Annotated in this window: 24 protein-coding genes; 2 read left to right on the forward strand and 22 right to left on the reverse strand. The window is 61.1% G+C overall.

Annotated features, from left to right (window positions below):
- Positions 1-17: 17 nt before the first annotated feature.
- The 20 genes from rpoD to K7R21_RS12675 form a co-directional block, all read right to left on the reverse strand.
- The gene (gene rpoD / locus K7R21_RS12580; RefSeq protein WP_224983664.1) at positions 18-1,772 is read right to left on the reverse strand and encodes an RNA polymerase sigma factor RpoD; all 1,755 of its coding nucleotides are present in this window, start codon (positions 1,770-1,772) and stop codon (positions 18-20) included.
- A gap of 52 nt (positions 1,773-1,824) precedes the next feature.
- Positions 1,825-3,582 (reverse strand): DNA primase, encoded by a 1,758-nt coding sequence (gene dnaG / locus K7R21_RS12585; protein WP_224983665.1) that lies wholly within the window; start codon positions 3,580-3,582, stop codon positions 1,825-1,827.
- A gap of 12 nt (positions 3,583-3,594) precedes the next feature.
- Complete coding sequence (locus K7R21_RS12590; protein WP_224983666.1) at positions 3,595-4,170, reverse strand: CvpA family protein; 576 nt, start codon at positions 4,168-4,170, stop codon at positions 3,595-3,597.
- A gap of 115 nt (positions 4,171-4,285) precedes the next feature.
- Positions 4,286-4,729: a GatB/YqeY domain-containing protein gene (locus tag K7R21_RS12595; protein ID WP_224983667.1), complete on the reverse strand. Its 444-nt coding sequence runs from the start codon at positions 4,727-4,729 to the stop codon at positions 4,286-4,288.
- Between the two features lie 12 nt (positions 4,730-4,741).
- Positions 4,742-4,939: a 30S ribosomal protein S21 gene (gene rpsU / locus K7R21_RS12600; protein WP_011940832.1), complete on the reverse strand. Its 198-nt coding sequence runs from the start codon at positions 4,937-4,939 to the stop codon at positions 4,742-4,744.
- Between the two features lie 131 nt (positions 4,940-5,070).
- Positions 5,071-5,400, reverse strand: coding sequence for a phosphoribosyl-ATP diphosphatase (locus tag K7R21_RS12605; protein WP_199391170.1), 330 nt, complete (start codon positions 5,398-5,400; stop codon positions 5,071-5,073).
- Between the two features lie 130 nt (positions 5,401-5,530).
- A complete protein-coding gene (gene hisF / locus K7R21_RS12610; protein WP_224983668.1) occupies positions 5,531-6,289 on the reverse strand; it encodes an imidazole glycerol phosphate synthase subunit HisF in 759 nt (252 codons plus the stop codon).
- A gap of 20 nt (positions 6,290-6,309) precedes the next feature.
- Positions 6,310-7,041: a 1-(5-phosphoribosyl)-5-[(5-phosphoribosylamino)methylideneamino]imidazole-4-carboxamide isomerase gene (gene hisA / locus K7R21_RS12615; RefSeq protein WP_199395664.1), complete on the reverse strand. Its 732-nt coding sequence runs from the start codon at positions 7,039-7,041 to the stop codon at positions 6,310-6,312.
- Between the two features lie 178 nt (positions 7,042-7,219).
- Positions 7,220-7,843, reverse strand: coding sequence for an imidazole glycerol phosphate synthase subunit HisH (gene hisH / locus K7R21_RS12620; RefSeq protein ID WP_224983669.1), 624 nt, complete (start codon positions 7,841-7,843; stop codon positions 7,220-7,222).
- A gap of 179 nt (positions 7,844-8,022) precedes the next feature.
- Positions 8,023-8,610: an imidazoleglycerol-phosphate dehydratase HisB gene (hisB, locus tag K7R21_RS12625; protein WP_224983670.1), complete on the reverse strand. Its 588-nt coding sequence runs from the start codon at positions 8,608-8,610 to the stop codon at positions 8,023-8,025.
- 45 nt (positions 8,611-8,655) lie between these two features.
- On the reverse strand, positions 8,656-9,945 hold the full coding sequence (gene hisD / locus K7R21_RS12630; protein WP_224983671.1) for a histidinol dehydrogenase: 1,290 nt from the start codon (positions 9,943-9,945) through the stop codon (positions 8,656-8,658).
- A 193-nt stretch (positions 9,946-10,138) separates the two neighbouring features.
- On the reverse strand, positions 10,139-10,777 hold the full coding sequence (gene hisG / locus K7R21_RS12635) for an ATP phosphoribosyltransferase (protein ID WP_224983672.1): 639 nt from the start codon (positions 10,775-10,777) through the stop codon (positions 10,139-10,141).
- A 103-nt stretch (positions 10,778-10,880) separates the two neighbouring features.
- A complete protein-coding gene (gene murA, locus K7R21_RS12640) occupies positions 10,881-12,146 on the reverse strand; it encodes a UDP-N-acetylglucosamine 1-carboxyvinyltransferase (RefSeq protein WP_216499724.1) in 1,266 nt (421 codons plus the stop codon).
- 56 nt (positions 12,147-12,202) lie between these two features.
- A complete protein-coding gene (gene prmC / locus K7R21_RS12645; RefSeq protein WP_224983673.1) occupies positions 12,203-13,063 on the reverse strand; it encodes a peptide chain release factor N(5)-glutamine methyltransferase in 861 nt (286 codons plus the stop codon).
- Positions 13,064-13,124: 61 nt separating this feature from the next.
- Positions 13,125-14,198: a peptide chain release factor 1 gene (gene prfA, locus K7R21_RS12650; RefSeq protein ID WP_224984897.1), complete on the reverse strand. Its 1,074-nt coding sequence runs from the start codon at positions 14,196-14,198 to the stop codon at positions 13,125-13,127.
- Positions 14,199-14,271: 73 nt separating this feature from the next.
- Positions 14,272-15,177, reverse strand: a complete 906-nt coding sequence (locus K7R21_RS12655) for a DUF1385 domain-containing protein (RefSeq protein ID WP_224983674.1) — start codon at positions 15,175-15,177, stop codon at positions 14,272-14,274.
- Positions 15,178-15,244: 67 nt separating this feature from the next.
- Positions 15,245-15,934, reverse strand: coding sequence for an FAD-dependent thymidylate synthase (gene thyX, locus K7R21_RS12660; RefSeq protein ID WP_224983675.1), 690 nt, complete (start codon positions 15,932-15,934; stop codon positions 15,245-15,247).
- Positions 15,935-16,043: 109 nt separating this feature from the next.
- Entirely contained in the window at positions 16,044-16,247 is a 204-nt protein-coding gene (gene rpmE / locus K7R21_RS12665; RefSeq protein ID WP_183349277.1) for a 50S ribosomal protein L31, read from the reverse strand.
- 99 nt (positions 16,248-16,346) lie between these two features.
- A complete protein-coding gene (gene rho / locus K7R21_RS12670; protein WP_135869296.1) occupies positions 16,347-17,594 on the reverse strand; it encodes a transcription termination factor Rho in 1,248 nt (415 codons plus the stop codon).
- A 357-nt stretch (positions 17,595-17,951) separates the two neighbouring features.
- Positions 17,952-18,380, reverse strand: coding sequence for a peptide chain release factor family protein (locus K7R21_RS12675; RefSeq protein ID WP_224983676.1), 429 nt, complete (start codon positions 18,378-18,380; stop codon positions 17,952-17,954).
- Positions 18,381-18,655: 275 nt separating this feature from the next.
- Here K7R21_RS12675 and K7R21_RS12680 point away from each other — a divergent pair, with 275 nt between their 5' ends.
- The gene (locus K7R21_RS12680) at positions 18,656-19,510 is read left to right on the forward strand and encodes a metallophosphoesterase (protein ID WP_224983677.1); all 855 of its coding nucleotides are present in this window, start codon (positions 18,656-18,658) and stop codon (positions 19,508-19,510) included.
- Here K7R21_RS12680 and K7R21_RS12685 read toward each other — a convergent pair.
- Positions 19,507-20,205, reverse strand: coding sequence for a cytidylate kinase-like family protein (locus K7R21_RS12685; RefSeq protein WP_224983678.1), 699 nt, complete (start codon positions 20,203-20,205; stop codon positions 19,507-19,509). The two genes, K7R21_RS12680 and K7R21_RS12685, sit on opposite strands and share 4 nt — an antisense overlap.
- 155 nt (positions 20,206-20,360) lie before the next feature.
- Between K7R21_RS12685 and K7R21_RS12690 the strand changes: the two genes are divergently transcribed.
- Positions 20,361-21,230, forward strand: a complete 870-nt coding sequence (locus K7R21_RS12690) for an EamA family transporter (protein WP_224983679.1) — start codon at positions 20,361-20,363, stop codon at positions 21,228-21,230.
- Here K7R21_RS12690 and K7R21_RS12695 read toward each other — a convergent pair.
- Complete coding sequence (locus K7R21_RS12695; protein ID WP_224983680.1) at positions 21,211-21,474, reverse strand: hypothetical protein; 264 nt, start codon at positions 21,472-21,474, stop codon at positions 21,211-21,213. The two genes, K7R21_RS12690 and K7R21_RS12695, sit on opposite strands and share 20 nt — an antisense overlap.
- Positions 21,475-21,744 lie beyond the last annotated feature (270 nt).

The following is a 21,744-nucleotide window of genomic DNA, read 5'->3' on the forward strand; positions in this document are numbered from 1 at the left end:
CGGTGCGGCCTTGGTGACTACTCTACGAAGCTTTTCAGCTTCTTCGCCCGGCTCGGGTGCCGCAGCTTCCTGAGCGCCTTGGCCTCGATCTGCCGGATCCTCTCGCGGGTTACTTCGAAGTCCTGGCCGACCTCCTCAAGGGTATGGTCGCTCTTCTCGCCAATGCCGAAACGCATCCTGAGCACCTTCTCCTCACGCGGGGTGAGGGTGGAGAGCACGCGGGAGGTCTGCTCGGAGAGGTTCGCCTTGATGACCGCTTCGAGGGGGGATACCACGCCCTTGTCCTCGATGAAGTCGCCAAGATGGGAATCTTCTTCCTCGCCGATCGGTGTCTCCAGGGAGATCGGCTCCTTGGCGATCTTGAGGACCTTGCGGACCTTGTCCAGCGGCAGAGCCATGCGCTCGGCGATCTCCTCCGGGGAGGGCTCGCGGCCGATCTCCTGCACCAGCTGGCGGCTGGTACGGATCAGCTTGTTGATGGTCTCGATCATGTGCACCGGGATGCGGATGGTGCGGGCCTGGTCCGCGATGGCGCGGGTGATGGCCTGACGGATCCACCAGGTAGCGTAGGTAGAGAACTTGTAGCCGCGCTGGTACTCGAACTTGTCCACCGCCTTCATCAGGCCGATGTTACCTTCCTGGATCAGGTCGAGGAACTGCAGGCCACGGTTGGTGTACTTCTTGGCGATGGAAACGACCAGGCGGAGGTTGGCTTCGACCAGCTCGCTCTTGGCCAGCTTGGCCTTGTGCTCGCCCTCCTCAATGGCGAGGAGCGCGTTGGCGAGCTCGCTTGCCTTGAAGCCGGACTCCTGCTCGATCTTCTTCAGTTTCGCCTCGCTGGAGCGGTAGCGCTTCTCGAGCTTCTGCCCCTCCTCGAGCGACATGTTCATCTTCTTGGAGAAGTCGGCGTCGGATGCGTTCTTCAGCCCTTCGAAGGCAGCCAGGAACACGTCCTTGACGGTGCTGGTCTCCTTCTCCAGTTCGGCAACTTCCTGCATCACGGTGTCTACCTTGCAGGAGAGCTCCTTCAGGCGCTGGGCGATCTTCTCGATGTGGCGGTCCTTGAGGCGCAGCGACTTCAGGGTCTCGGCCATCTTGACCTTCAGCTCGCCGTGCTCGGTGTTGAGCGCCTCGCCTTCCTTGGCGGAGACCTTACCTTCCAGTGCGGTCTGGATCTGCTCCATGCGCTGGGACATCTCGTGGATCTCGTCGATGATGCCAAGAACGCGCAGCGCCTGCAGGTCCTCTTCACCCTCTTCGAGGACCTCTTCCTCTACGTCCTTGGAGATCTCGATGGCGCCGATCTGCTGCTTGCGCAGACGCTCTCCGAGGGAAACTACCTCGCGCACGGTGATCGGGGTGTTCAGGATGACGCTGGCCACATCGCGTTCGCCGACTTCGATCCGCTTGGCGATCTCGACCTCGCCTTCGCGGGTCAGCAGGGATACGGAGCCCATCTCGCGCAGGTACATGCGCACGGGGTCGCTGGTACGGCCGAGGGTGCCGGGCTCGAACTCGACTTCCTCACCCTCGCCGCCTTCGTGCTCTTCCTCTTCCTCGAGGTCCATCTTGATCTTAGGGATCTTCACCTTTTGAGCGGAGTCCACGATCTCGATGTCCATATCGCCAAACATGCTCATCACATCGTCGATCTGATCGGAAGAGACGATGTCAGGGGGGAGCAGGTCGTTCACCTCTTCATAGGTGAGGAAACCTTTCTCCTTGCCCAGGTCGATAAGCTGCTTCACTTCATCCATGCTTTTCTTGGCCATTTACCACGCTCCGCTACAGCTTGAATCCAGCACAGCTACCGCTTGAATCCTACTATAGTAATTTCGATTTTTTATTACGCAACCGCTCAAGTTCAGACAGTATCTCCAAGTACCTCGGAGAATCCGGGTCGACCGTGGCCAACTCCCGTGCCAGGGCCTTGCCGTCCCCCTTGAGCGCTCGCCGTTCCAGGGCTTGGCAGCACTGCTCGAAGGCCTTGACCGGGTCAAGGTCCTCCAGGTGCGCATCCTCCACGAACAGCGAATAGAGACGGCTTCTTTCCTCGTGCGATTCGATCTGTTCCAACACCAGGGGGAGATCGAGATCCCCCGTTTCCGACTGTGCCACGATGGCCTGCGCCAGCTTCAGGTGGCTGGCGCTGAACAGCTTATCGGCACCGTGGTCACGAACCCTTAACACGACATCCGGGTACTTCACCATCAAGGTAAGCAGCACCTCTTCGGTGCCAGTCTGCTTCGGAGCACCCTTGGGTTGCGGACGCGGCGCCTGAGGCCTTGCCGGTATGCCGACCTTCTGGAGCAGCATGGCGCGGTCGATGCCGAGCGCCCGGCAGATCTCCTTCTCGTAGAGGCCGCGCTCCACCGGGTCGCCGATCTTCTGCAGGCGGGGCGACACCTCGTTCACGAAGGCGACCTTCCCTTCCACGCTCTTCACATCCATGCGCTTGAGGAGTCCCTTGTAGAAGGACTCAAAGATGGGTAGCGCCTTGTCCAAAAGCGGCTGGAAGGCCTCGCCACCCTCGCGGTTGATGAAGGTGTCCGGGTCGTCCTCCGCCGGGACTTCGACCACCCGCGCCGGGAACCCCTCTTCGAGGAACAGTTCCATGGAACGGACCGTCGCCTTGCGTCCAGCCTCGTCGCCGTCAAAGAGCATGAAGGCCCGGTCGGCGTAGCGGCGCAGCAGCTTCACGTGCGGCGGCGTAAGCGCCGTGCCGCAGGTGGCCACCACGTTGGTGAAGCCGGCGCGGTACAGTGCCAGGTGATCGAAATATCCCTCGACCACGATGGCGCTCCCCTTCTCCCGCATTCCCTTCTTGGCCAGGTCGACTCCGAAGAGGACCTCGCTTTTGCGGTACACGATGGACTCCGGAGAGTTTATGTACTTGGGGAGCGAGTCATCCATGACCCGCCCGCCGAAACCAATGGCGCGGCCGTGCAGGTCCGCGATGGTGAAGAGGAGACGGTTTCTGAAGGTATCGTAGTAGCCGTCCTTCCCTTCCCTTTTCCGTAGCAGGCCAAGCTTCTCGGCCGCATCCAGCGGAATCCCCTTGCGCCGGAGAAAGCTGGTCAGGTTGTCCCATCCCGCCGGTGCGAATCCCATGCGGTAGGTGGCGGCGGTCGCCTTATCAACCCCGCGTTTCTCCAGGTAGGCCCTGCCGGCGGCACCTGCCTCGTCGGACTCCAAAACCCGGCGGTAAAACTCGCAGGCCAGCTCGTTGATCTGGTAGGCCTGCTCCTGCTCGTCCACCTTGCGCTTCTCTTCGCGGGTCAGCGGACGTTCGGGGATCTCCACCCCCACTTTCTTGGCCAGGAACTTGACCGCCTGCGGGAAGGAAAGCCCTTCCATGCGCATGACGAAATCGACGGCATTCCCTCCCACGCCGCAACCAAAGCAATGGAAGATGCCGCGCGCCGGGTTCACGTTGAATGACGCGGTCTTCTCGCCGTGAAAGGGGCAGACCCCCTGGTAGTTCGCCCCGGACTTCTTGAGGCTCATGTAGTCGGAGACAACCTGGAGGATCGGGGCCCTCTCGCGTACTTCCCTGATCTTCTCGTCCGGTATCGTCGACACTGCGGTTAATCCTTATTTCTTATGCGCTCCGTGCGGAGTCGGCGCCTTTACTTCTTTGCTTTCGCTGCCTTCCTTGGTGTCGTTGGTCTCTTTCGTTTCCCTGGCGTGGGTTATAGCACCTTCCCAACCGGCCGCGATGTCCGCACCCGTCGAGGCGAACGCGGCCGCGGTTTTGGAACCGTGGATCCAGACCTTCACCTTCTCCGGCATCGGCTTGGTGGTTGCCAGGTAGAGGAGCACGCAGAGTATGAAGCCACCCTGGAGGAAACCGAAGACGATCCCGCCGGCGCGGTTGATCCCGCCCAGGAGCATGACTTTCAAGACGACGGTGAGCAGATGACCGAGGAAATAGAAAAGCATGCCGAGCAGCATGAAGATAAGGAGGAACGCCAGCGGCTGCGCGACCTGCGGGGGGAGGTTGATGAAGTGCCTGATCCCCAGACTGAGAGTGGAATAGTATCGGAAGGCGGCCCAGCCGCCAGTGACGAGGCCGAGCAGGGAGCAAGCCTCACGCACCAGCCCCTTCGAGAACCCCTTCGCCACAAAGAAAAGCAATACGACCCAGATAAGGATGTCGAGAAGGATCATGCAAACACCTGGTCACTAGCCACAAAGCAAAAGAAGGGGGAATCGCTGCGATTCGCCCCTACTCATGACACCCAAAACCCGCAAGCTCCCCCGGGACTGGTCCCGGGGGCATTGATCATGCGAGTTTTTCCTTCACAACTTCGCTCACCAGTTTGCCTTCTGCACGGCCTGCGACCAGGGGCTGGACGGCCTTCATGACCTTGCCCATATCCTTGCCGCCGGTAGCGCCGACTTCCGCGATGACTTTCGCCACCAGGTCGCCCAGCTCTTCCCGTGTCAGCTGCTGGGGGAGGTAGTCCATAAGGAGCGCGAGCTCCGCTTCCTCTTTATCCACCAACTCCTGCCTGCCTGCTTCCTTAAAGAGTCGGATGGATTCCCTGCGCTGCTTGCAGAGGGTAACGATGGTTTCGGTGATCTCGCTATCGCTCAGTTCACGTCTGAGCTCGATATCGCGGTTTTTCACCGAGGAGAGTACCATGCGGATGGTGGATAAACGCAGGGCATCGCGACTTTTCATCGCCTCCTTCAGTTCCGCGTTGAGTCTCTCCCTCAGTTGCATGAAACCCTCTTCTTAGTCGACCATCTTGCGCTGTTTTTTCAGAGCGCGCTTGCGAGCGGCAATGGCCTTTTTCTTCTTCTTGATGCTCGGCTTCTCGTAGTGCTCTCTTTTGCGGACCTCAGAAAGGATTCCGGCTTTCTCGCACTGCTTCTTGAACTTCTTGAGCGCAAGCTCAAACGGTTCAGCTTCTTTTACCTTTACTCCCGGCATTCATATTCCCCCCCCTTCTCTAGCTAGATTTACGACTTGTGTGGGTACGGGCCGGCAGACATTATTCAAGGAACCAGCAATATACCATTGCGGTCTTTTTTGTCAAGGCATTTGTGCCATTGTGGTACGAGCTACCCGACGCGGGAGTTCTTCTCCTCGATGCCGGACATGCCGAAGCGGCGCCTGAGCTCCGCGTAGACCTCTTCGGGGTCGATGTCATAGAAGCCGAGCAGGACCAGGCTGTGGAAGAAAAGGTCGGCGGTCTCGTAGACGATCTCCTCACGCTTGCCCCCTTTGCCGGCGATGACGACCTCGGTCGCCTCCTCGCCCAGCTTCTTGAGGATCTTATCGATTCCCTTGGCCATGAGGCTTGCGGTGTAGGAGTTTTCGCTCGGGTTGGCCTTGCGTTCCTGGATGACGCGGTAGACCGCGGCGATGATGTCGTCTTTGTGCTGCTCCATGATGAAGCTCCTTCGTTTTGCTCCTCCCCCTGGAGGGGGGAGGTTGGGAGGGGGGCTATGCTAGCAGGACAAAACCATCCCCCCATCCTGCCCTCCCCCTCCGGGGGAGGGAGCAAGAATAGTCAAGGGATTAGAGCCTGACAGGCACGCCGCGCTCGCGGAGATAGGTCTTGGCTTCCTCGATGGTGTACTCACGGTAGTGGAAGATGGATGCGGCCAGGCAGGCGCTGGCGCCGGCCTGGGTGAAACCGTCGTAGAGGTGCGACAGCCCGCCGACCCCGCCCGAGGCAATGACCGGGATGCTGACCGCGTCGACCACCGCGCGGGTGAGCGGCAGATCGTAGCCGTCCTTGGTGCCGTCACGGTCCATGCTGGTGAGCAGGATCTCGCCGGCGCCCAGCTCTTCCATGCGCTGCGCCCACTCGATGGCGTCGATGCCGGTCGGGTTGCGGCCGCCGTGGGTGTAGACCTCCCAGCCGCCATTGGCGCGGGAGCGGGCGTCGATGGCAACCACGGTGCACTGCGAGCCGAACCGCTCCGCCGCCTCGTTCACGAACTCGGGACGGTGCACCGCCGCGGTGTTGATGGAGACCTTGTCGGCACCTGCGTTGAGCAGGCGCCGGATGTCGTCGACGGTGCGGACGCCGCCGCCGACGGTGAGCGGCATGAACACGCGCTCCGCTGTCCTGCGCACCACGTCGATGATGATGTCGCGCTCGTCGGAGGAAGCGGTGATGTCGAGGAAGGTCAACTCGTCGGCGCCCTGCTGGTCGTACAGCTCGGCGATCTCGACCGGGTCGCCCGCGTCGCGCAGGCCCAGAAACTGGACCCCCTTAACTACACGACCACCTTTTACGTCCAGGCAGGGGATGATTCTTTTTGTAAGCATCTTAAAACTCCAGCTTTGTTTTAGCGCTGCTTCTTGGTCAGTGCGATGGCTTCGGCGAGGTTGATGGCGCCGGAGTAGATGGCCTTGCCGGTGATGACGCCGGTGACACCGGAGGACTCGATCGCGATCAGGTTCTCGATGTCCTTCAGCGACGAGAGGCCGCCGGAAGCGATCACCGGGATGTTGATGGCTTCGGCCAGCGCCTTGGTCGCCTCGATGTTCGGCCCCTGCATCATGCCGTCGCGGCTGATGTCGGTGTAGATGATGGCGGAGACGCCGTCACCCTCGAACTGCCTGGCGAGCTCGGTGGCCGTGATGCCGGTCACCTCGGCCCAACCCTGGACCGCGACCATGCCGTTCTTGGCGTCGATGCCGACCACGATCTTGCCGGGGAACTTGGCGCAGGCTTCCTTCACGAAAGCAGGATTTCTCTGCGCGGCGGTGCCGATGATGACGCGGCCGATGCCGAGGGAGAGATAGGCTTCGATGGTGGCGATGTCGCGGATGCCGCCGCCGAGCTGGGTCGGGATGGTGACGGATTTCACGATGGACTCGATGGCGGAGCGGTTCTTCGGCTCGCCGGCGAAGGCGCCGTCCAGGTCGACGATGTGCAGGATCTCGCCGCCCTGGCGCTGCCACTCGGCCGCCTGTGCGCCCGGATCATCGTTGAAAACCGTGTCCTTCTCCATCAGCCCCTGCTCAAGGCGGACGCAGCAGCCATTCTTCAGATCTATTGCCGGAATAATGATCATTTCAATTCCTCATCGATATTTCAATTCTCACCCCTGTCAAACCCCCTCCCCCTCCGGGGGAGGGTGGCCGGAGGCCGAGTGAGGGATTTGCCATGGAGCGACATTATTGCAGATTGCATTGCCCTCACCCCCGCCCCTCTCCCGGAGGGCGAGGGGAGACAAACTACCCGGGCGAAGGCTAGTTCATTGCCGCGAAGTTCTTGAGCATGGCGAGCCCCTTGTCCTGGGACTTCTCCGGGTGGAACTGGGCGGCTACGACGTTGTCGCGCCAGATGGCGGCGCAGAAGTCGATGCCGTAGTTGGTGGTCGCCGCCACCACGCTCTCGTCGTTCGGCTTCACGTAGTAGGAGTGCACGAAGTAGACGTTGGAGCCGTTGTCGACGCCGTTGAACAGCGGCGAGGGGCGCTTGATGTCGAGTTGGTTCCAGCCCATGTGCGGCACCTTCAGTTCCTCACCCGCCTGCTCCATCCCTTCCGGGAAACGGAGCACCTTGCCGGGGATGATATCCAGCCCCTTGTGGATGCCGAATTCCTCACTCTCGGTGAAGAGGAGCTGCAGGCCGAGGCATATGCCGAGGAAGGGTTTGCCTTCCTTGATCACCTTAAGGATCGGCTCGACGAAGCCCCCCTCCTCCAGGTTCCTGATGCAGTCGCGGAAGGCCCCGACGCCCGGGAGCACGACGCGCTCGGCGTCCAGAAGCACCTTCGAGTCCGTGGTGACCACAGCCTCGTAGCCAACCTTCTCGAACCCTTTCTGCACGGAGCGCAGATTGCCCATGCCGTAATCTATGATCGCGATCATCTATCTATCCTTCCGGCACGTTGCAGTGCCTGTCACTTGCTACCAGTTTTTGTTGCTAGGGCGAGATTTGAGGAGATGCCAGCGCCCTCATCCGCCCCTTCGGGGCACCTTCCCCCGGCGGGGGAAGGGATGGACTCTCCCCCTCGCCCTCCGGGAGAGGGCTGGGGTGAGGGCCGCCTTTACAGCTTGCCCTTGGTGGACATAACCCCTTCGATTCGGGAATCCATCTGGGTCGCCATGTCCAGCGCGCGGGCGGCGGCCTTGAAGCAGGCTTCCAGGATGTGGTGCACGTTGTCGCCGTACATGACGTTGATGTGGAGGTTCGCGCCGCAGTGGTTCACGAAGCCCTGGAAGAACTCGCGCACCAGCTCGACGTCGAAATCGCCGATCTTCACCTTGGGGAGCTGAACGTTGTAGACCAGGTAAGGACGACCGGAGAGGTCGGTAGCGACGCTGGCAAGGGTCTCGTCCATCGGCACGGTGGCCTGGCCGTAGCGGCGGATGCCGCACTTGTCGCCCAGCGCTTCCTTGAAGGCCGAACCGAGCACGATGCCGATGTCCTCGACGGTGTGATGGAAGTCAATGTCGATGTCGCCGTGCGCTTCAACCTTGAGGTTGAAGAGGCCGTGCCTGGCGAAAAGGTCCAGCATGTGGTCCAGGAAAGGAACCGAGGTGCAGACCTGCGCCTCGCCTTTGCCGTCGATTTCGAGGGAGAGCTTGATCTGCGTCTCCTTGGTGATGCGTTCGATGTTTGCCGACCGGGCCATGCTGCCTCCTTGAATTAGATGATCAAAGCCGCAATGAATTCCAAACTAGCTGTCGAGCCTGAAGCTGACCGACTTGCCGTGGGCCTCCAGCCCTTCCAGCGTTGCGATCCGGACGATGTCCTTGCCGACCCGCTGCAGGCCGCCCTTGGTGAAATAGATGAGGGAGCTTTTCTTGACGAAGTCATCCACCGAGAGGGGCGAGAAGAAGCGTGCCGTGCCGCCGGTCGGAAGGGTGTGGTTGGGGCCGGCCAGGTAGTCGCCGGAGGCCTCGGGGGTGTAGTGCCCCATGAAGATTGCGCCGGCATTGGTGATAAGCGGCATGATCTCGAAAGGGTTCTCCACGGCAAGTTCCAGGTGCTCCGGGGCGATGCGATTGGAGAAGGCAATGGCCTCTTCCAGGTTGCCGGCAACGATGATGACCCCGAAGGATTCCCAGGACTTGCGGGCGATCGCTTCGCGGGACAGTTCCTTCAATTGGCGCTCTACTTCCGCCGCCGCCTTCTCACCGAAGCCACGGTCGGTGGTGATCAGGACAGAGGAGGCGAGTTCGTCGTGCTCGGCCTGGGACAGAAGGTCGGCCGCGATGTGGGTCGGATTGCCGCTGCCGTCGTTGATGACCAGGATCTCGCTCGGGCCGGCGATCATGTCGATGCCGACCTGGCCGAAAACCAGCTTCTTCGCGGTGGCGACGTAGATGTTGCCCGGGCCGGTGATCTTGTCGACCCTGGGGACGGTGGCGGTGCCGTAGGCGAGTGCAGCGACGGCCTGAGCGCCGCCGATGCGGAAGACGCGGTCCACGCCGGCAAGCTTGGCAGCGACCAGCACGTGTGCGTTGGTTTCGCCGCCCGGAGTGGGGACGACCATGATGATCTCGCCGACGCCGGCAACCTTGGCGGGAACGGCGTTCATGATGACGCTGGAGGGATAGCAGGCCTTGCCGCCGGGGACGTAGATGCCCACTTTGGCGAGCGGTGTCACCTTCTGCCCCAGCATGATGTCGGCTTCCTCAGTGGAAAGCCAAGTCTGCTGCTTCTGCTTCTCGTGGTAGCGGGCGACGCGCTCGACGGCGAGCTTCAGCGCCGCGAGGTCCTTCTCGTCCACTTGGGCGAACGCCTTGGCGAACTCTTCCTCGGTGATCTCTAGCCCAGCCGCGTCGCACTCGACCCGGTCAAAACGGCGGGTGTACTCAAGGAGCGCCTCGTCGCCGCGCTTGCGCACATCCGAGATGATGCCCAGCACCACCTCTTCGACCTCGCGCCCCGACTCCTCGCCACGTTCAACAATGGCATCGAACTTCGCCTGAAAATCTGCTTCCCTGATGTCGAGGAACTGCATCTTTAAACCTCGCGAATGGTGGCAATAAATTTTATATAGTCTGGCATTTACCCCCCTTTGCGAAGGGGGGACAGGGGGGATTTAGCCCAGGTGGCCACGGCATCCTGGCTGCAACGAAGTCAAATCCCCCTTTGCAAAAGGGGAAGCTGGATTGAGCTTGGAGAAGGTTGGCGAACCCTCCGCACCTATTTTCTTATATATGCTGCTCCAGCCCTTCGATGATCTTGGAGATGCGCTCGTGCTTGGTCTTGAGGCTCGCCCGGTTGACGATCAGGCGGCAGGTGATCTCGGCGATGGTCTCAATCTCGGCCAAGCCGTTTTGCTTCAGCGTCTCGCCGGTGGAAACAAGGTCAACGATGCGCTCGGAGAGGCCGACCAGCGGGGCCAACTCGATAGAGCCGTAGAGCTTGATCAGCTCGACCTGCACGCCCTTGGCCGCGAAATACTTCTCGGTGACGTTGGGGTACTTGGTGGCGATTCTGATGTTGTTCCAGGCGGCAGGATCGTCCTTGCTGGAGAGCTCGACCGGCTCGGCGACCATCAGGCGGCAGTAGCCGAACTTCAGGTCGAGCGGTTCATAGAGATCCTTCTCCGCCTCCATCAGGGTGTCCTTGCCGACGATGCCGAGGTCGGCGCAGCCGTACTCCACGTAGGTGGGGACGTCGGTGGCGCGCACGATCATGTAGCGCATCTTCTGCTCGTGGTTCTCGAAGACCAGCTTGCGGGTGTCGGAGAGGAGCTCTTCACAGTCGATGCCGATCTTCTTGAACAGGGCAACGGAGTCCTGCAGGATGCGGCCTTTCGGGATGGCGATGGTGACGTAGTCGGTCATTTTAAAAACTCCGTGGGAGCATGGCATTTGTCGGACCCGGGGAATCCGCCGGGGGTAAAGCTGGGGGGCACAACATCAGCGTGTTGTGCCCCCCCGGTAATTGCTACGGCGCGTCAACATCCGGGACGCGGACGATATCCGCGCCGAGGCCGGCGAGCTTCTTCTCGATATTCTCGTAACCGCGGTCCAGGTGATAGATCCTTGAGATCTCGCTGGTGTTGTCGGCGGCGAGGGCGGCGAGGATCAGGGAGGCGGAGGCCCTGAGGTCGGTGGCCATGACCGGCGCGCCGGAGAGCTTCTTGACGCCCTTCACGGTGGCGCTGTTCCCCTCGCAGATGATGTCCGCGCCGAAACGCAGCAGCTCCGAGACGTGCATGAAGCGGTTCTCGAAGATGTTCTCGGAGATCACGCTGGCACCTTCCGCGATGCACATGAGGGCCATGAACTGGGCCTGCATGTCGGTCGGGAAGCCCGGGTAGGGACGGGTCTTGATGTTGACGTTGCGGATTTTCTTGGGCCCCTTGACGCGGACCACGTTGTCCTTGTTGATGATCTCCACGCCGGCGTCCTGCAGCTTGAAGGTCAGCGCGTCCAGGTGCTCCAGGCGCATGTTCTTGATCTTGACGTCGCCGCCGGTGATGGCGGAGGCGATCATGAAGGTCCCGGCCTCGATGCGGTCCGGCATCACGGCGTGCTCGGCTGCCGTCAACTGCTCTACCCCCTTGATGCGGATAGTGTCGGTGCCGGCGCCCTCGATGTTGGCGCCCATCTTGGTAAGGATGTCGGCAAGGTCGACGATCTCCGGCTCGCGGGCCGCGTTTTCGAGGATGGTCTCACCCTGCGCGGTGGCTGCCGCCATGAGGAGCTGTTCGGTGCCGCCGACGGTGGAGATGTCGAAGTTGATGCGGGCGCCTTTCAGTTTCTTGGCTTTCGCCTCGACATAGCCGTGCTCCAGGGTGATCTCGGCGCCCAGCGCGGCAAGGCCTTTGAGGTGCAGGTTGATGGGACGTGCGCCGATGGCGCAGCCGCCGGGGAGCGATACGCGGGCCTGGCCGAAGCGGGCCAAAAGCGGGCCGAGAACCAGGACCGACGCGCGCATGGTGCGCACCAGGTCGTAAGTCGCTTCCCAGCTGTTCAGGTCGGTGGTGTCGATCTTGACCACGTTGCCGCGGCCGTCGACCCTGGCGCCCAGTTTTTCCAGCACCTTGATGGTGGTGTTGATGTCCCTCAGGAAGGGAACGTTACTGATGGTGTGGCACCCGGGTGCCAGAATGGTCGAGATGAATATGGGGAGGGCGGCGTTCTTCGACCCGCTGACGGTCACTTCTCCGGAGAGTTTGTTGCCACCTTTGATTACCAGTTTTTCCACTGTTACCTCTGTGCTCTTTTCTTTTGTTCAAGGCCCCGAGGGGCGGAAGGAAATGTTCAGGCGGTCAGCCTGCCGCCGACCACGCGCTCGATGCCTGCGGGATCGGTTTGGGTGAAGGCTTCTCCGGCGAAACCGCCGGCCTTCAAAAGCCCCAGCACCTGGGGTGCCTGTCCGGCTCCGACCTCGAAGATCAGCCAGCCGCCGGGGTTCAGATAGCCGGGCGCGTCGCCCACGATCCGCCGGTAGAAGTCGAGACCATCGGCCCCGCCGTCGAGCGCGCCCATCGGTTCGAAGCCGCGCACTTCGGCCTGCAACGTGGCCAGTTCGGAATTGGGAATATAGGGCGGGTTGGATACTACCATGTCGAAGCGTCGTCCCGCAAACGGTTCGAACAGGGAGCCCTGGAAAAATTGCACGGCGGCCTCGTTACGGTCGGCGTTACCGCGTGCCACCTCGAGGGCTTCCGCGGAAACGTCCACGGTGCAGACCTCGGCCTGCGGCATGGACTTGGCAAGCGCAATCGCCACGCAACCGCTACCGGTGCCGATATCGAGGATGCTGTTCGCGGCAGTAGCCCGGTTAATCGCCTCGGTCACCAGCACCTCGGTATCGTGGCGCGGGATCAGGACCGCCGGGGTGACTCGGAACTCGAGCCCCATGAATTCCTGGGTACCCAGGATGTACTGCAGCGGCTCGCGCTTGCCGCGCCGCGCCACCATGGTGCGGTAGGCGGCCAGCTCGGCGTCGGAAAGAGGCTTGTCGAAGTTCAGGTAGAGCCCGACCCGGTCCAGGGAGAGCGCCTCGCACAGCATCCACTCCGCTTCGAGACGCGGGTTTTCCACGCCTTTCTCGGCAAGGTAGCCTTTGGTCCAATTGAGAACCTTGAGGACATCCCATTTTTCGGGGGTGGTGGTCATGTCAAAATACCTGGGCGCTGTGGATGCGATGCCGTGGTGACCACGGCGCCGGGCAGCGGGATTACATACCTTCGCTTTGAGCCTGCAGGGCTTCCATCTGGTAGTGGGCGCGCAGGGCGTCGGCGATTTCGGCGATGTCGCCGGCCATGATGGAATCGAGGCGATACAGCGTGAGCCCGATGCGGTGATCGGTCATGCGCCCCTGCGGGAAGTTGTAGGTCCTGATACGCTCGCTGCGGTCGCCGCTGCCCACCTGGCTCTTCCTGTCGGCGGCCATCTTGGCGTTCTGCTCCATCACGATATTGTCCAGGATCCTGGACTTCAAGACCTTCATCGCTTTCGCGCGGTTCTTGATCTGGCTGCGCTCTTCCTGGCAGGCAACGACAGTGCCGGTCGGGAGGTGGGTGATCCTGACCGCGGAGTCGGTGGTGTTGACGTGCTGGCCACCCGCGCCGGAGGAACGATACACGTCGATCTTCAGGTCGGCCGGGTTGATGTCGATGTCGACGTCCTCGGCCTCGGGCATGACCGCCACGGTGCAGGCGGAGGTATGGATACGACCCTGCGCCTCGGTCTCGGGAACGCGCTGTACGCGATGGGTGCCGGACTCGTACTTCAGCTTCGCGAAGACGCCGTCGCCCTCGACCAGGGCGATCACCTCTTTGAAGCCGCCGCGCTCGGATTCGGAGGCGGAGATCACCTCAACCTTCCAGCGGTTCGTCTCGGCGAAGCGGCTGTACATGCGGAACAGGTCGCCCGCGAAGAGGGCGGACTCGTCGCCGCCGGTGCCAGCACGGATCTCGAGCACGACGCTCTTGTCGTCGTTGGGGTCCTTGGGGAGCAAGAGCAGTTGGATCTCGCTTTCCAGCTGCTCGCGGCGCTCCTCCAGGGTTTCGAGCTCGGCCTGGGCCATCTCGCGCATCTCCTGGTCCGGCTCCTTCAGGAGCTCCTGGTTGCCTTCGATGTCGGAGAGCACCTTTTTGTACTCGCGGTAGGCCGCGATCAGCTCGGACAGACCGGCGTGCTCCTTGGAGAGCTTCCGGAACTCCACCTGGTTCGCGAGCACCTCCGGATCGGAGAGGAGCGATTCCAGCTCGCCGAAACGGGTTTCAAGATCTGCTATTTTGTCGAACATGGACATGCGATATTCCTCAACAGGCCAACGGCCTCATTTTAATTAGTCACCCCCCCTTGCGGGAGAAGTTCATTTACACGACGAGCCGATCGTCCTTGAAGCCGTCGTTCAGTTCGAGGGCCACCTGCATCGACTTGATGGCGACTTCGATCTGGGAATCGTCGGGCTCGCGGGTGGTCAGCCGCTGCAGGGCGAGACCCGGGGCGATCACCATTCTCACCAGCGCGTGGTTGTCGTGCTTCGCCGTCCACTTGAGGACCTCGTAGGAAAGCCCGGCGATCATCGGCAGCAGGATCACCCTGGACCCGGCCTTGAAGTAGAAGGGCCACAGCTTCGGGATCAGGGAGAACACCACGATGCTCACCAGCATGACGATCAAGAGGAAGCTGGTGCCGCAACGCGGGTGCAGGCAGCTGTACTTCCTCACGTTGTCGACGGTGAGCTCCTCGCCCGCCTCGAAGGTGAAAATCGACTTGTGCTCGGCGCCGTGGTACTGGAACACCCGCTGGATGTCCTTCATGCGCGAGATGCCGATGATGTAGATCAGGAACACCGCGACCCGGATCACGCCGTCAACCAGGTTGAAAACGATGTTGGAGTCGCCGATGATCGGGACGAGCAGCTTGGTCAGGTAGAGCGGCAGGATGAAGAAGAGCAGGATGCCGAAGCCGAAGGCCGCGGCCATGGTGCCGGCGATGGCCCAGCTGTTGACCTCTTCCTTCTCCTCGTCCTCTGCGAGCGCCTCGTTGGCGGAGAAGTTGAGCGCCTTGATGCCGATGATGAGCGACGAGAAGAGCGCCACCGCTCCACGGACGATGGGGAGCTTGGTGATGGGGAAACGCTCGGAAAGCGGGATCACCGTCTCGCTCTTAACCGAGATGTCGCCGTCGGGCCTTCTCACCGCGATGGCCATCGAGCGCGGAGCCCGCATCATGACACCTTCCAGAACCGCCTGTCCGCCTATGTTTATCTTTGACACGTATTACCTCGTAAAACCCTTAGCCACGGAGACACTGAGAAAATCTGAGAAACCGGAATGGGTGGGCCTACATCTCCCGGAAGAATTCCCTGACATCGGCCATCTTGCCGCAGCACATGGCACCTTCGGGGCAGGGGCCGGCAAGACATCCGGGGCCGGCCTTGTCGAAAACGGTGGGCGCCACAGGCTTCACGAGACGGAGCATCTCGATGGCCATGGCGCGGATCTCCCACTGGGCCCGCTCGCAGCAGCGCACGGCAAAGAAGTGCAGAAGCTCCCGGGCGTTCATGGTGATGATGATCTTGGTTTCGGTGGCATTAGGGAGCAGGTAGCGCGCATCCTCGGCCGGAACACCCGCCTCGACCAGGGCGGCATAGGCCGCGTGCAGCGAGGCGACCTGGGCCTCGAAGAGCTCCAGGTGCTTGGGATTGTCCGCGATGGACTGCGGCGTAACCACCGCGAAGCGCTCCTTGTGCGAAACGTAGCGTTGGGACTGCTGGGAGAAAGAGGCGACCCGGTGCCGTACCAGCTGGTGGCTGGTGACGCGCGAGATCCCGTCCACACCGAAGGTGAAGGAGGCGTGCTCCAGCACCGACTGGTGCCCAAGCGACATGATCTTGTCCAGGAATTTTTTGACGTCAGCGCCGGAGAGTTTGTCCTTGAGCGCCTCGATGTCGGCCGACGAATAGCAGAGCCGGGCGGCCAGGGCGATGGTCAACTCGGGATCGGGGGTGTGCTGCAGAAGGGCAACCTTCATGAAGATCCTTCACATGCTGCGTTGTTTTGCAATCGGGCCATAGAAAACGAAACAAGGGGATTTCGCCATAGACAAAATCCCCTCCGAACGGATTCGCAACCGCGAAAGCCTACTTCTCCAGGTTGTATCTCTTGCGGAAGCGCTCGACACGGCCTGCGGTGTCGATGAGCTTCTGCTTGCCGGTGTAGAACGGGTGGCACTGCGAGCAGATCTCGGTGGAGATCTCCGCTTTGGTGGAACGGGTCTGGAACTGGTTACCGCACAGGCACTTTACGGTAATTTCTTCGTACTTGGGGTGGATCCCTTCTTTCATATCTTCCTCCTGGCGGGGCGCACCCCGTTATCTAACTTTGATGTTCTTGCCGGAAAGTAGTCATAAATAGCACCTTCACTGCAAGATTTCAACACTTTTTTACTTGCTCATGGAATCGAGGAAGGCCTGGTTGGTCTTGGTCCCCTGCAGCTTGGAGATCAGGAACTCCATGGAATCGACCACGTTCATGGGATGGAGCACCTTCCGGAGGATCCAGATGCGGTTCAAAGAGGCCTGCGGGATAAGGAGTTCTTCTTTCCTGGTGCCCGACTTGTTGATGTCGATGGCGGGGAAGGTCCTCTTCTCGACCAGCTTGCGGTCCAGGTGGAGCTCCATGTTGCCGGTGCCCTTGAACTCTTCGAAGATGACCTCGTCCATCTTGGAGCCGGTATCGACCAGGGCAGTGGCGATGATGGTGAGCGAGCCCCCTTCCTCGATGTTACGCGCCGCGCCGAAGAAGCGCTTCGGCTTGTGCAGGGCGTTGGAGTCGACACCACCGGAGAGGATCTTGCCGGAGGGCGGGATCACGGTGTTGTAGGCGCGGGCCAGACGGGTGATGGAGTCGAGCAGGATAACGACGTCGCGCTTGTGCTCGACCAGGCGCTTGGCCTTCTCGATGACCATCTCGGCCACCTGGATGTGGCGGGAGGCCGGCTCGTCGAAGGTGGAGGAGATGACCTCACCCTTAACGGAGCGCTGCATGTCGGTAACCTCTTCCGGGCGCTCGTCGATCAAGAGGACGATCAGGAACACCTCGGGATGGTTCAGCGCGATGGAGTTGGCGATGTTCTGGATCAGCATGGTCTTGCCGGTGCGCGGCGGAGCGACGATCAGGCCCCTCTGCCCCTTGCCGATCGGTGCGACCAGCTCCATGACACGGCTCGACATGTTGTCCGGGGTGGTCTCGAGGATGAGCTTCTCTTCCGGGTAGAGCGGGGTCAGGTTGTCGAAGAGGATCTTGTCGCGGGCGACCTCGGGAGACTCGTGATTGACGGTCTCGACCTTCAGGAGCGCGAAGTAACGCTCCCCTTCTTTGGGCGGCCTGATCTGGCCGGCAACGGTGTCGCCGGTATGCAGGTTGAAGCGGCGGATCTGGGACGGCGACACGTAGATGTCGTCCGGACCCGGCAGATAGTTGTAATCCGGCGCCCTCAGGAAGCCGAACCCGTCAGGCAGGGTCTCGAGGACCCCCTCGCCGAAGATCATGCCGTTCTTCTCGGTCTGGGCGTTGAGGATAGCGAAGATCAGGTCCTGTTTCCTGAGACTGGACGCCCCCTCGATGTTCAACGCCTTGGCAATGGCCGTGAGATCGTTGATTTTCTTTTCTTTAAGTTCCTGTAGGTTCATCTGTTCTCCTGATATGGCGCAAATATAGATCTAACGGCAAAATGCCTGACTGGGAATATGGGAATGTCTCACCGATGCGGCATGGGTAACATGCGAGGCGTGCCTGACGAGCGCTATCGTGTAAAGGATCTGTGAGTAAGTACGCCTTGAATTTATTCTTGAGGTGTCGGTACCGGTTCGGTATGAGAAAAAAATTGGGGTATTAAAAGGTGTCTGCAAAAGGTCTTATTGAGGATATTGAGAATTTATACCCTTCCCCTCGTTACCTTGTCAACTTTATTTTTTCCGTCCTTTATAGCCGGGGCGGCGCCCGAACAACTGGAACCTACAGGGATTCCACGGCTGAAGGTGGTCAAATTATTGGCTCTCATTCCGGATAGTTGACGCTACAGACCCCGTTTCCGGGCCTTGGTCAACATCTTTTGCAGTATCGGTGCCATACTTGGCACCGCTGCGCCGCTTTCTGCGAGCCTTCTGCCTTTTCAGCTTTTCCGCAGCCAATTCTTTCTTGGTCATGCCGCCGCCGGCCCCCTCGATCTTCTCCAGCAGCAGCCGCCGCGCCAGGAACCGGTTCAGTGACTGGCTGCGCGATTCCATGCATTTCACTTCCAGCCCGCTGGGGAGGTGTTTCAGGTAGACGCAGGACGAGCTCTTGTTGACGTGCTGACCGCCGCGGCCTGAGGAATGGACAAAGCGCTCCTCCAGGTCCTTCTCCGCGATCCCGAGCTGTTCCATCTTCGCCTTCAGCCAGCGGTTCTTTTCCTCGCTCACCGCAAAATCAGCCATTGCCCCCTCCCTTCTTCGAGTCCGGCCATGATAGCGTCCGGCAATGGGGAAGTCAAAAGGTGCCGACAAGAGGACGAACGGGAGCACCCGTAATCCCGAAAGAGATTGCTACTGGCAAATAACTATTTGCCCTGCCAAAGCCCCACCCACACCGCCCGATGGCTAGCGAGGTCCGGGGCCGCCGTAAGGGAGAATAATTGTTCGCCCTTGCAGGTCGCGGAACGACAACCTGGGCCTCCTTGGTATAATCTCCGGCTGATTCCGGAGGTGCGTTTATGACAGCTATCAGCAGGCGCGCATTCCTAGCCGGCGGGATCGCCTTTTTTCCCTACCTCTACTACCAGCGGGTTTCGGTGGCGGTGCGGCGCTACCGGGTGCCGGTGCACAACCTACCCCCACCTTTCCACGGCTTCACCATCCTGCATATCACCGACCTGCACGACAAGGAATTCGGGGACCACGGTGAGGATCTGCTTGCGATACTGCGTCCATTGCACTTTGACCTCGTGGCCGTCACGGGAGACCTGGTGCTGCGGACCTCGCCAAGGGTGGAGGCAGCCCTCGAATTGATCAGGGGAATTCGCAGCTTTTCCAAGAGCCCGATCTTCTCGGTGAGCGGCAATCACGAATGGGGCGCGCAACTGGCACCGCAAGTCAACGCGGAACTGGAACAGGCTGGTGTCAGGGTGCTGACCAACGAAGCGGAGCTGCTGCGAGGTGGGGAGGACCGGCTCTGGGTGGCCGGGGTGGACGATCCCGTAACCGGAAGGGCGAACTTGACGCAGGCGCTAAGCCGTACTGATACCCGCCAACCGCGCCTGCTGCTGGCCCATTCGCCGCACCCCTTCCCGCAGGCGGTGCAGGACGGTGTGGACCTGATGCTGGTTGGCCACACCCACGGGGGACAGATCCGCGTCCCCTTGATCGGCGCCCTCTACGTTCCCTTCATGGGTTACCTGCCAAGGTGGGATTACGGCCTGTACCGACAAGGGAAGAGCACCATGATCGTCAACGGCGGTCTGGGGGAGAGTGGGGTCCCGATCCGCATCAACAACCCTCCCGAAGTGGCGCTGGTAACCCTGTACCCTTCGGACCCCACCCAGTTCTCAGCAAAGGAGGTAATGGGCTAGTCGCGCGTCGTCGGCATGACGACGTCGGCCATAATATCCGCGATCCGCTGCGCCGACAGGCGGGCGTTGTTGAAGACCAGGTGGTACAGGGTCGGGTCGACGATATCGCGCCCCAGGAAGTCCTTCAGGAAAGCATCGCGCTGGCGCTGCTTCTCCGTGACCATGTCCTGCGCCTGGTCCGCGGAGATCCCGCAGCGGGTGGCCACAGCCTTCACTTTGAAGCTCATGGGTGCGATGATGCGAAAGTGGTAGCAGTTGCCGGTGTTCTGGGTGAGGATGGAAGCACCCCTTCCCACCAGGATTACGTTTCCCTCGGTGGCCAGCGCCACGATCTGGCGGCAGAGCAGGCGGTAGTAGTCCTTGTCGCTTTTCCAGCGCGAGGAGAAACTGGAGAGCATGTCGTCGAGGAAACGGTTCTTGGTGCCCAGGTTGCGCAGGATTCCTTCGGAAAGGTTATGGTCCTTGGCCACCGCGTCGAGCAGGGCCCGGTCCATGACCACCCAGGTCTTGCCGCTGCGCTTCTCGAGGATGCCCTGCAGCCTTTCCGCCACCGGGTACCCCTCGCAGCCGAACTCGCGGGTTATGGTCACCGTCGGGTTGGCCCGCTCCATGCCATGTTCGTGCAGGTTCCTCCGGCCAACCTCCATCAAGCCGTGCAATCGCTGTTCAATCGACGGGATTAAAATGTTGCCCATGATGACGCCCTCCCCTGAAGGATTAACTGCCTCACCCCACATCTTTAATTAGGCCCCCGATTCCGGTCGCAGTCAACAGAAGTGGCGATATTTGTGCTGCCTGGGGTTATCAAAGCGGTGCTGCGTCCCGCCGCTTTTCGGTTATCATTAACGCCATGATGCCACTATGGTTCCCGCTCACCGTTCTCTCCGCCTTCTTCCTCGCCACCAGCGACGCGACCACCAAGCGCGCGCTGACCGGCAGGAACGAGTACCTGGTCACCTGGTTGCGCATCGTCCCCACCCTGCCGCTGTTCCTGGTCGCACTCCCCTTCATTCCGATCCCCAAAATCGGCGACGACTTCTACTTCTGCATCTTCGCGGGACTACCGCTGGAGGCGGTGGCCATTATCCTCTACACCAAGGCCCTCAAGCTCTCGCCGCTCTCGCTCACCCTGCCCCTGCTCTCGCTCACGCCGCTTTTGCTGCTGGTAGTGCCGTACCTCCTCCTGGGCGAAAGGATCTCGCCCACCGGAGGCATCGGAATCCTGCTGATCGCCCTGGGCGGCTACCTGCTCAACACGGGCAGGGGCGAAACCGGGGTGCTCGCGCCGCTGAAAGCACTGGCCAGGGAGAAAGGAGCGCTCTGTATGCTCGCCGTCGCCACCATCTACAGCGTCACTTCCACCCTGGGCAAGCGCGCCATCGCGGCCTCCTCGCCCCTTTTCTTCGCCGGGGTCTACCTCCCCCTCTTGGTGCTCGTCCTCACGCCGCTCGCCTTGTACAAGTCCCGCGGTGAACTGGGCCCGGCGCTGCGCAACGGAACCGCCAAGGCCGTCATCCTCCCTGCCATCTGCTACGCCCTCCAGGCACTCACCCACGTCTTTGCCGTCAACCTCACTAACGTCGCCTACATGATAGCGGTTAAGCGCCTGAGCCTCCTTTTCGGCGTGCTCTACGGCCACTACCTGTTCAAGGAACGCGGCGGCATCGTCTCCACTATCATCATGCTCCTGGGAGTCTTCCTCATCGTTGCCGGAGGATGACGGCGCGCCCCTCTTCGGGCCAAGGCGCCGGCATAACCCCGGAGCGCTCCATGGTCATCGAGCTGTCTCCTTCCACGGACATCACGCGTGCAACATCCTCCCATGCCACCAGTTGCACCACCGCTACTTCCAACTCACCAGCGCCTGCCACTACAAGGGCTACCCGCATGGCTACGTCATCGAGGTGCACCTGCCGATACTGGAGATGATCCTGGAAAAAGGAGCTGTCGGGTTTCTGACTCACGTCGCGGGGCGCACTTTTCAAAAAATTGACCACGCAGGGAATCGCTGACGCCACGCCGCTATACCGTCGATGCGCGCACGGTCAAAAACCGTGCAAGATCAGCAGTATCCCCGGACGTACCGGGGCAAGGGAAGCGGGCGGAGTGGGACCGTGCCCTGCCAAAAGCTTCCGGCCCAGGGATAGTGCCAACGCTGGCATGGCAGTTGCTTCCCTTATTTCTGTTTACCCCGTGTCCACTCATCACCTGCCAGACACGGGGACCAGCAGGCC

The sequence above is a fragment of the Geomonas agri genome, from assembly GCF_020179605.1.
In the GTDB taxonomy this organism is placed as follows: Bacteria; Desulfobacterota; Desulfuromonadia; order Geobacterales; family Geobacteraceae; genus Geomonas; species Geomonas agri.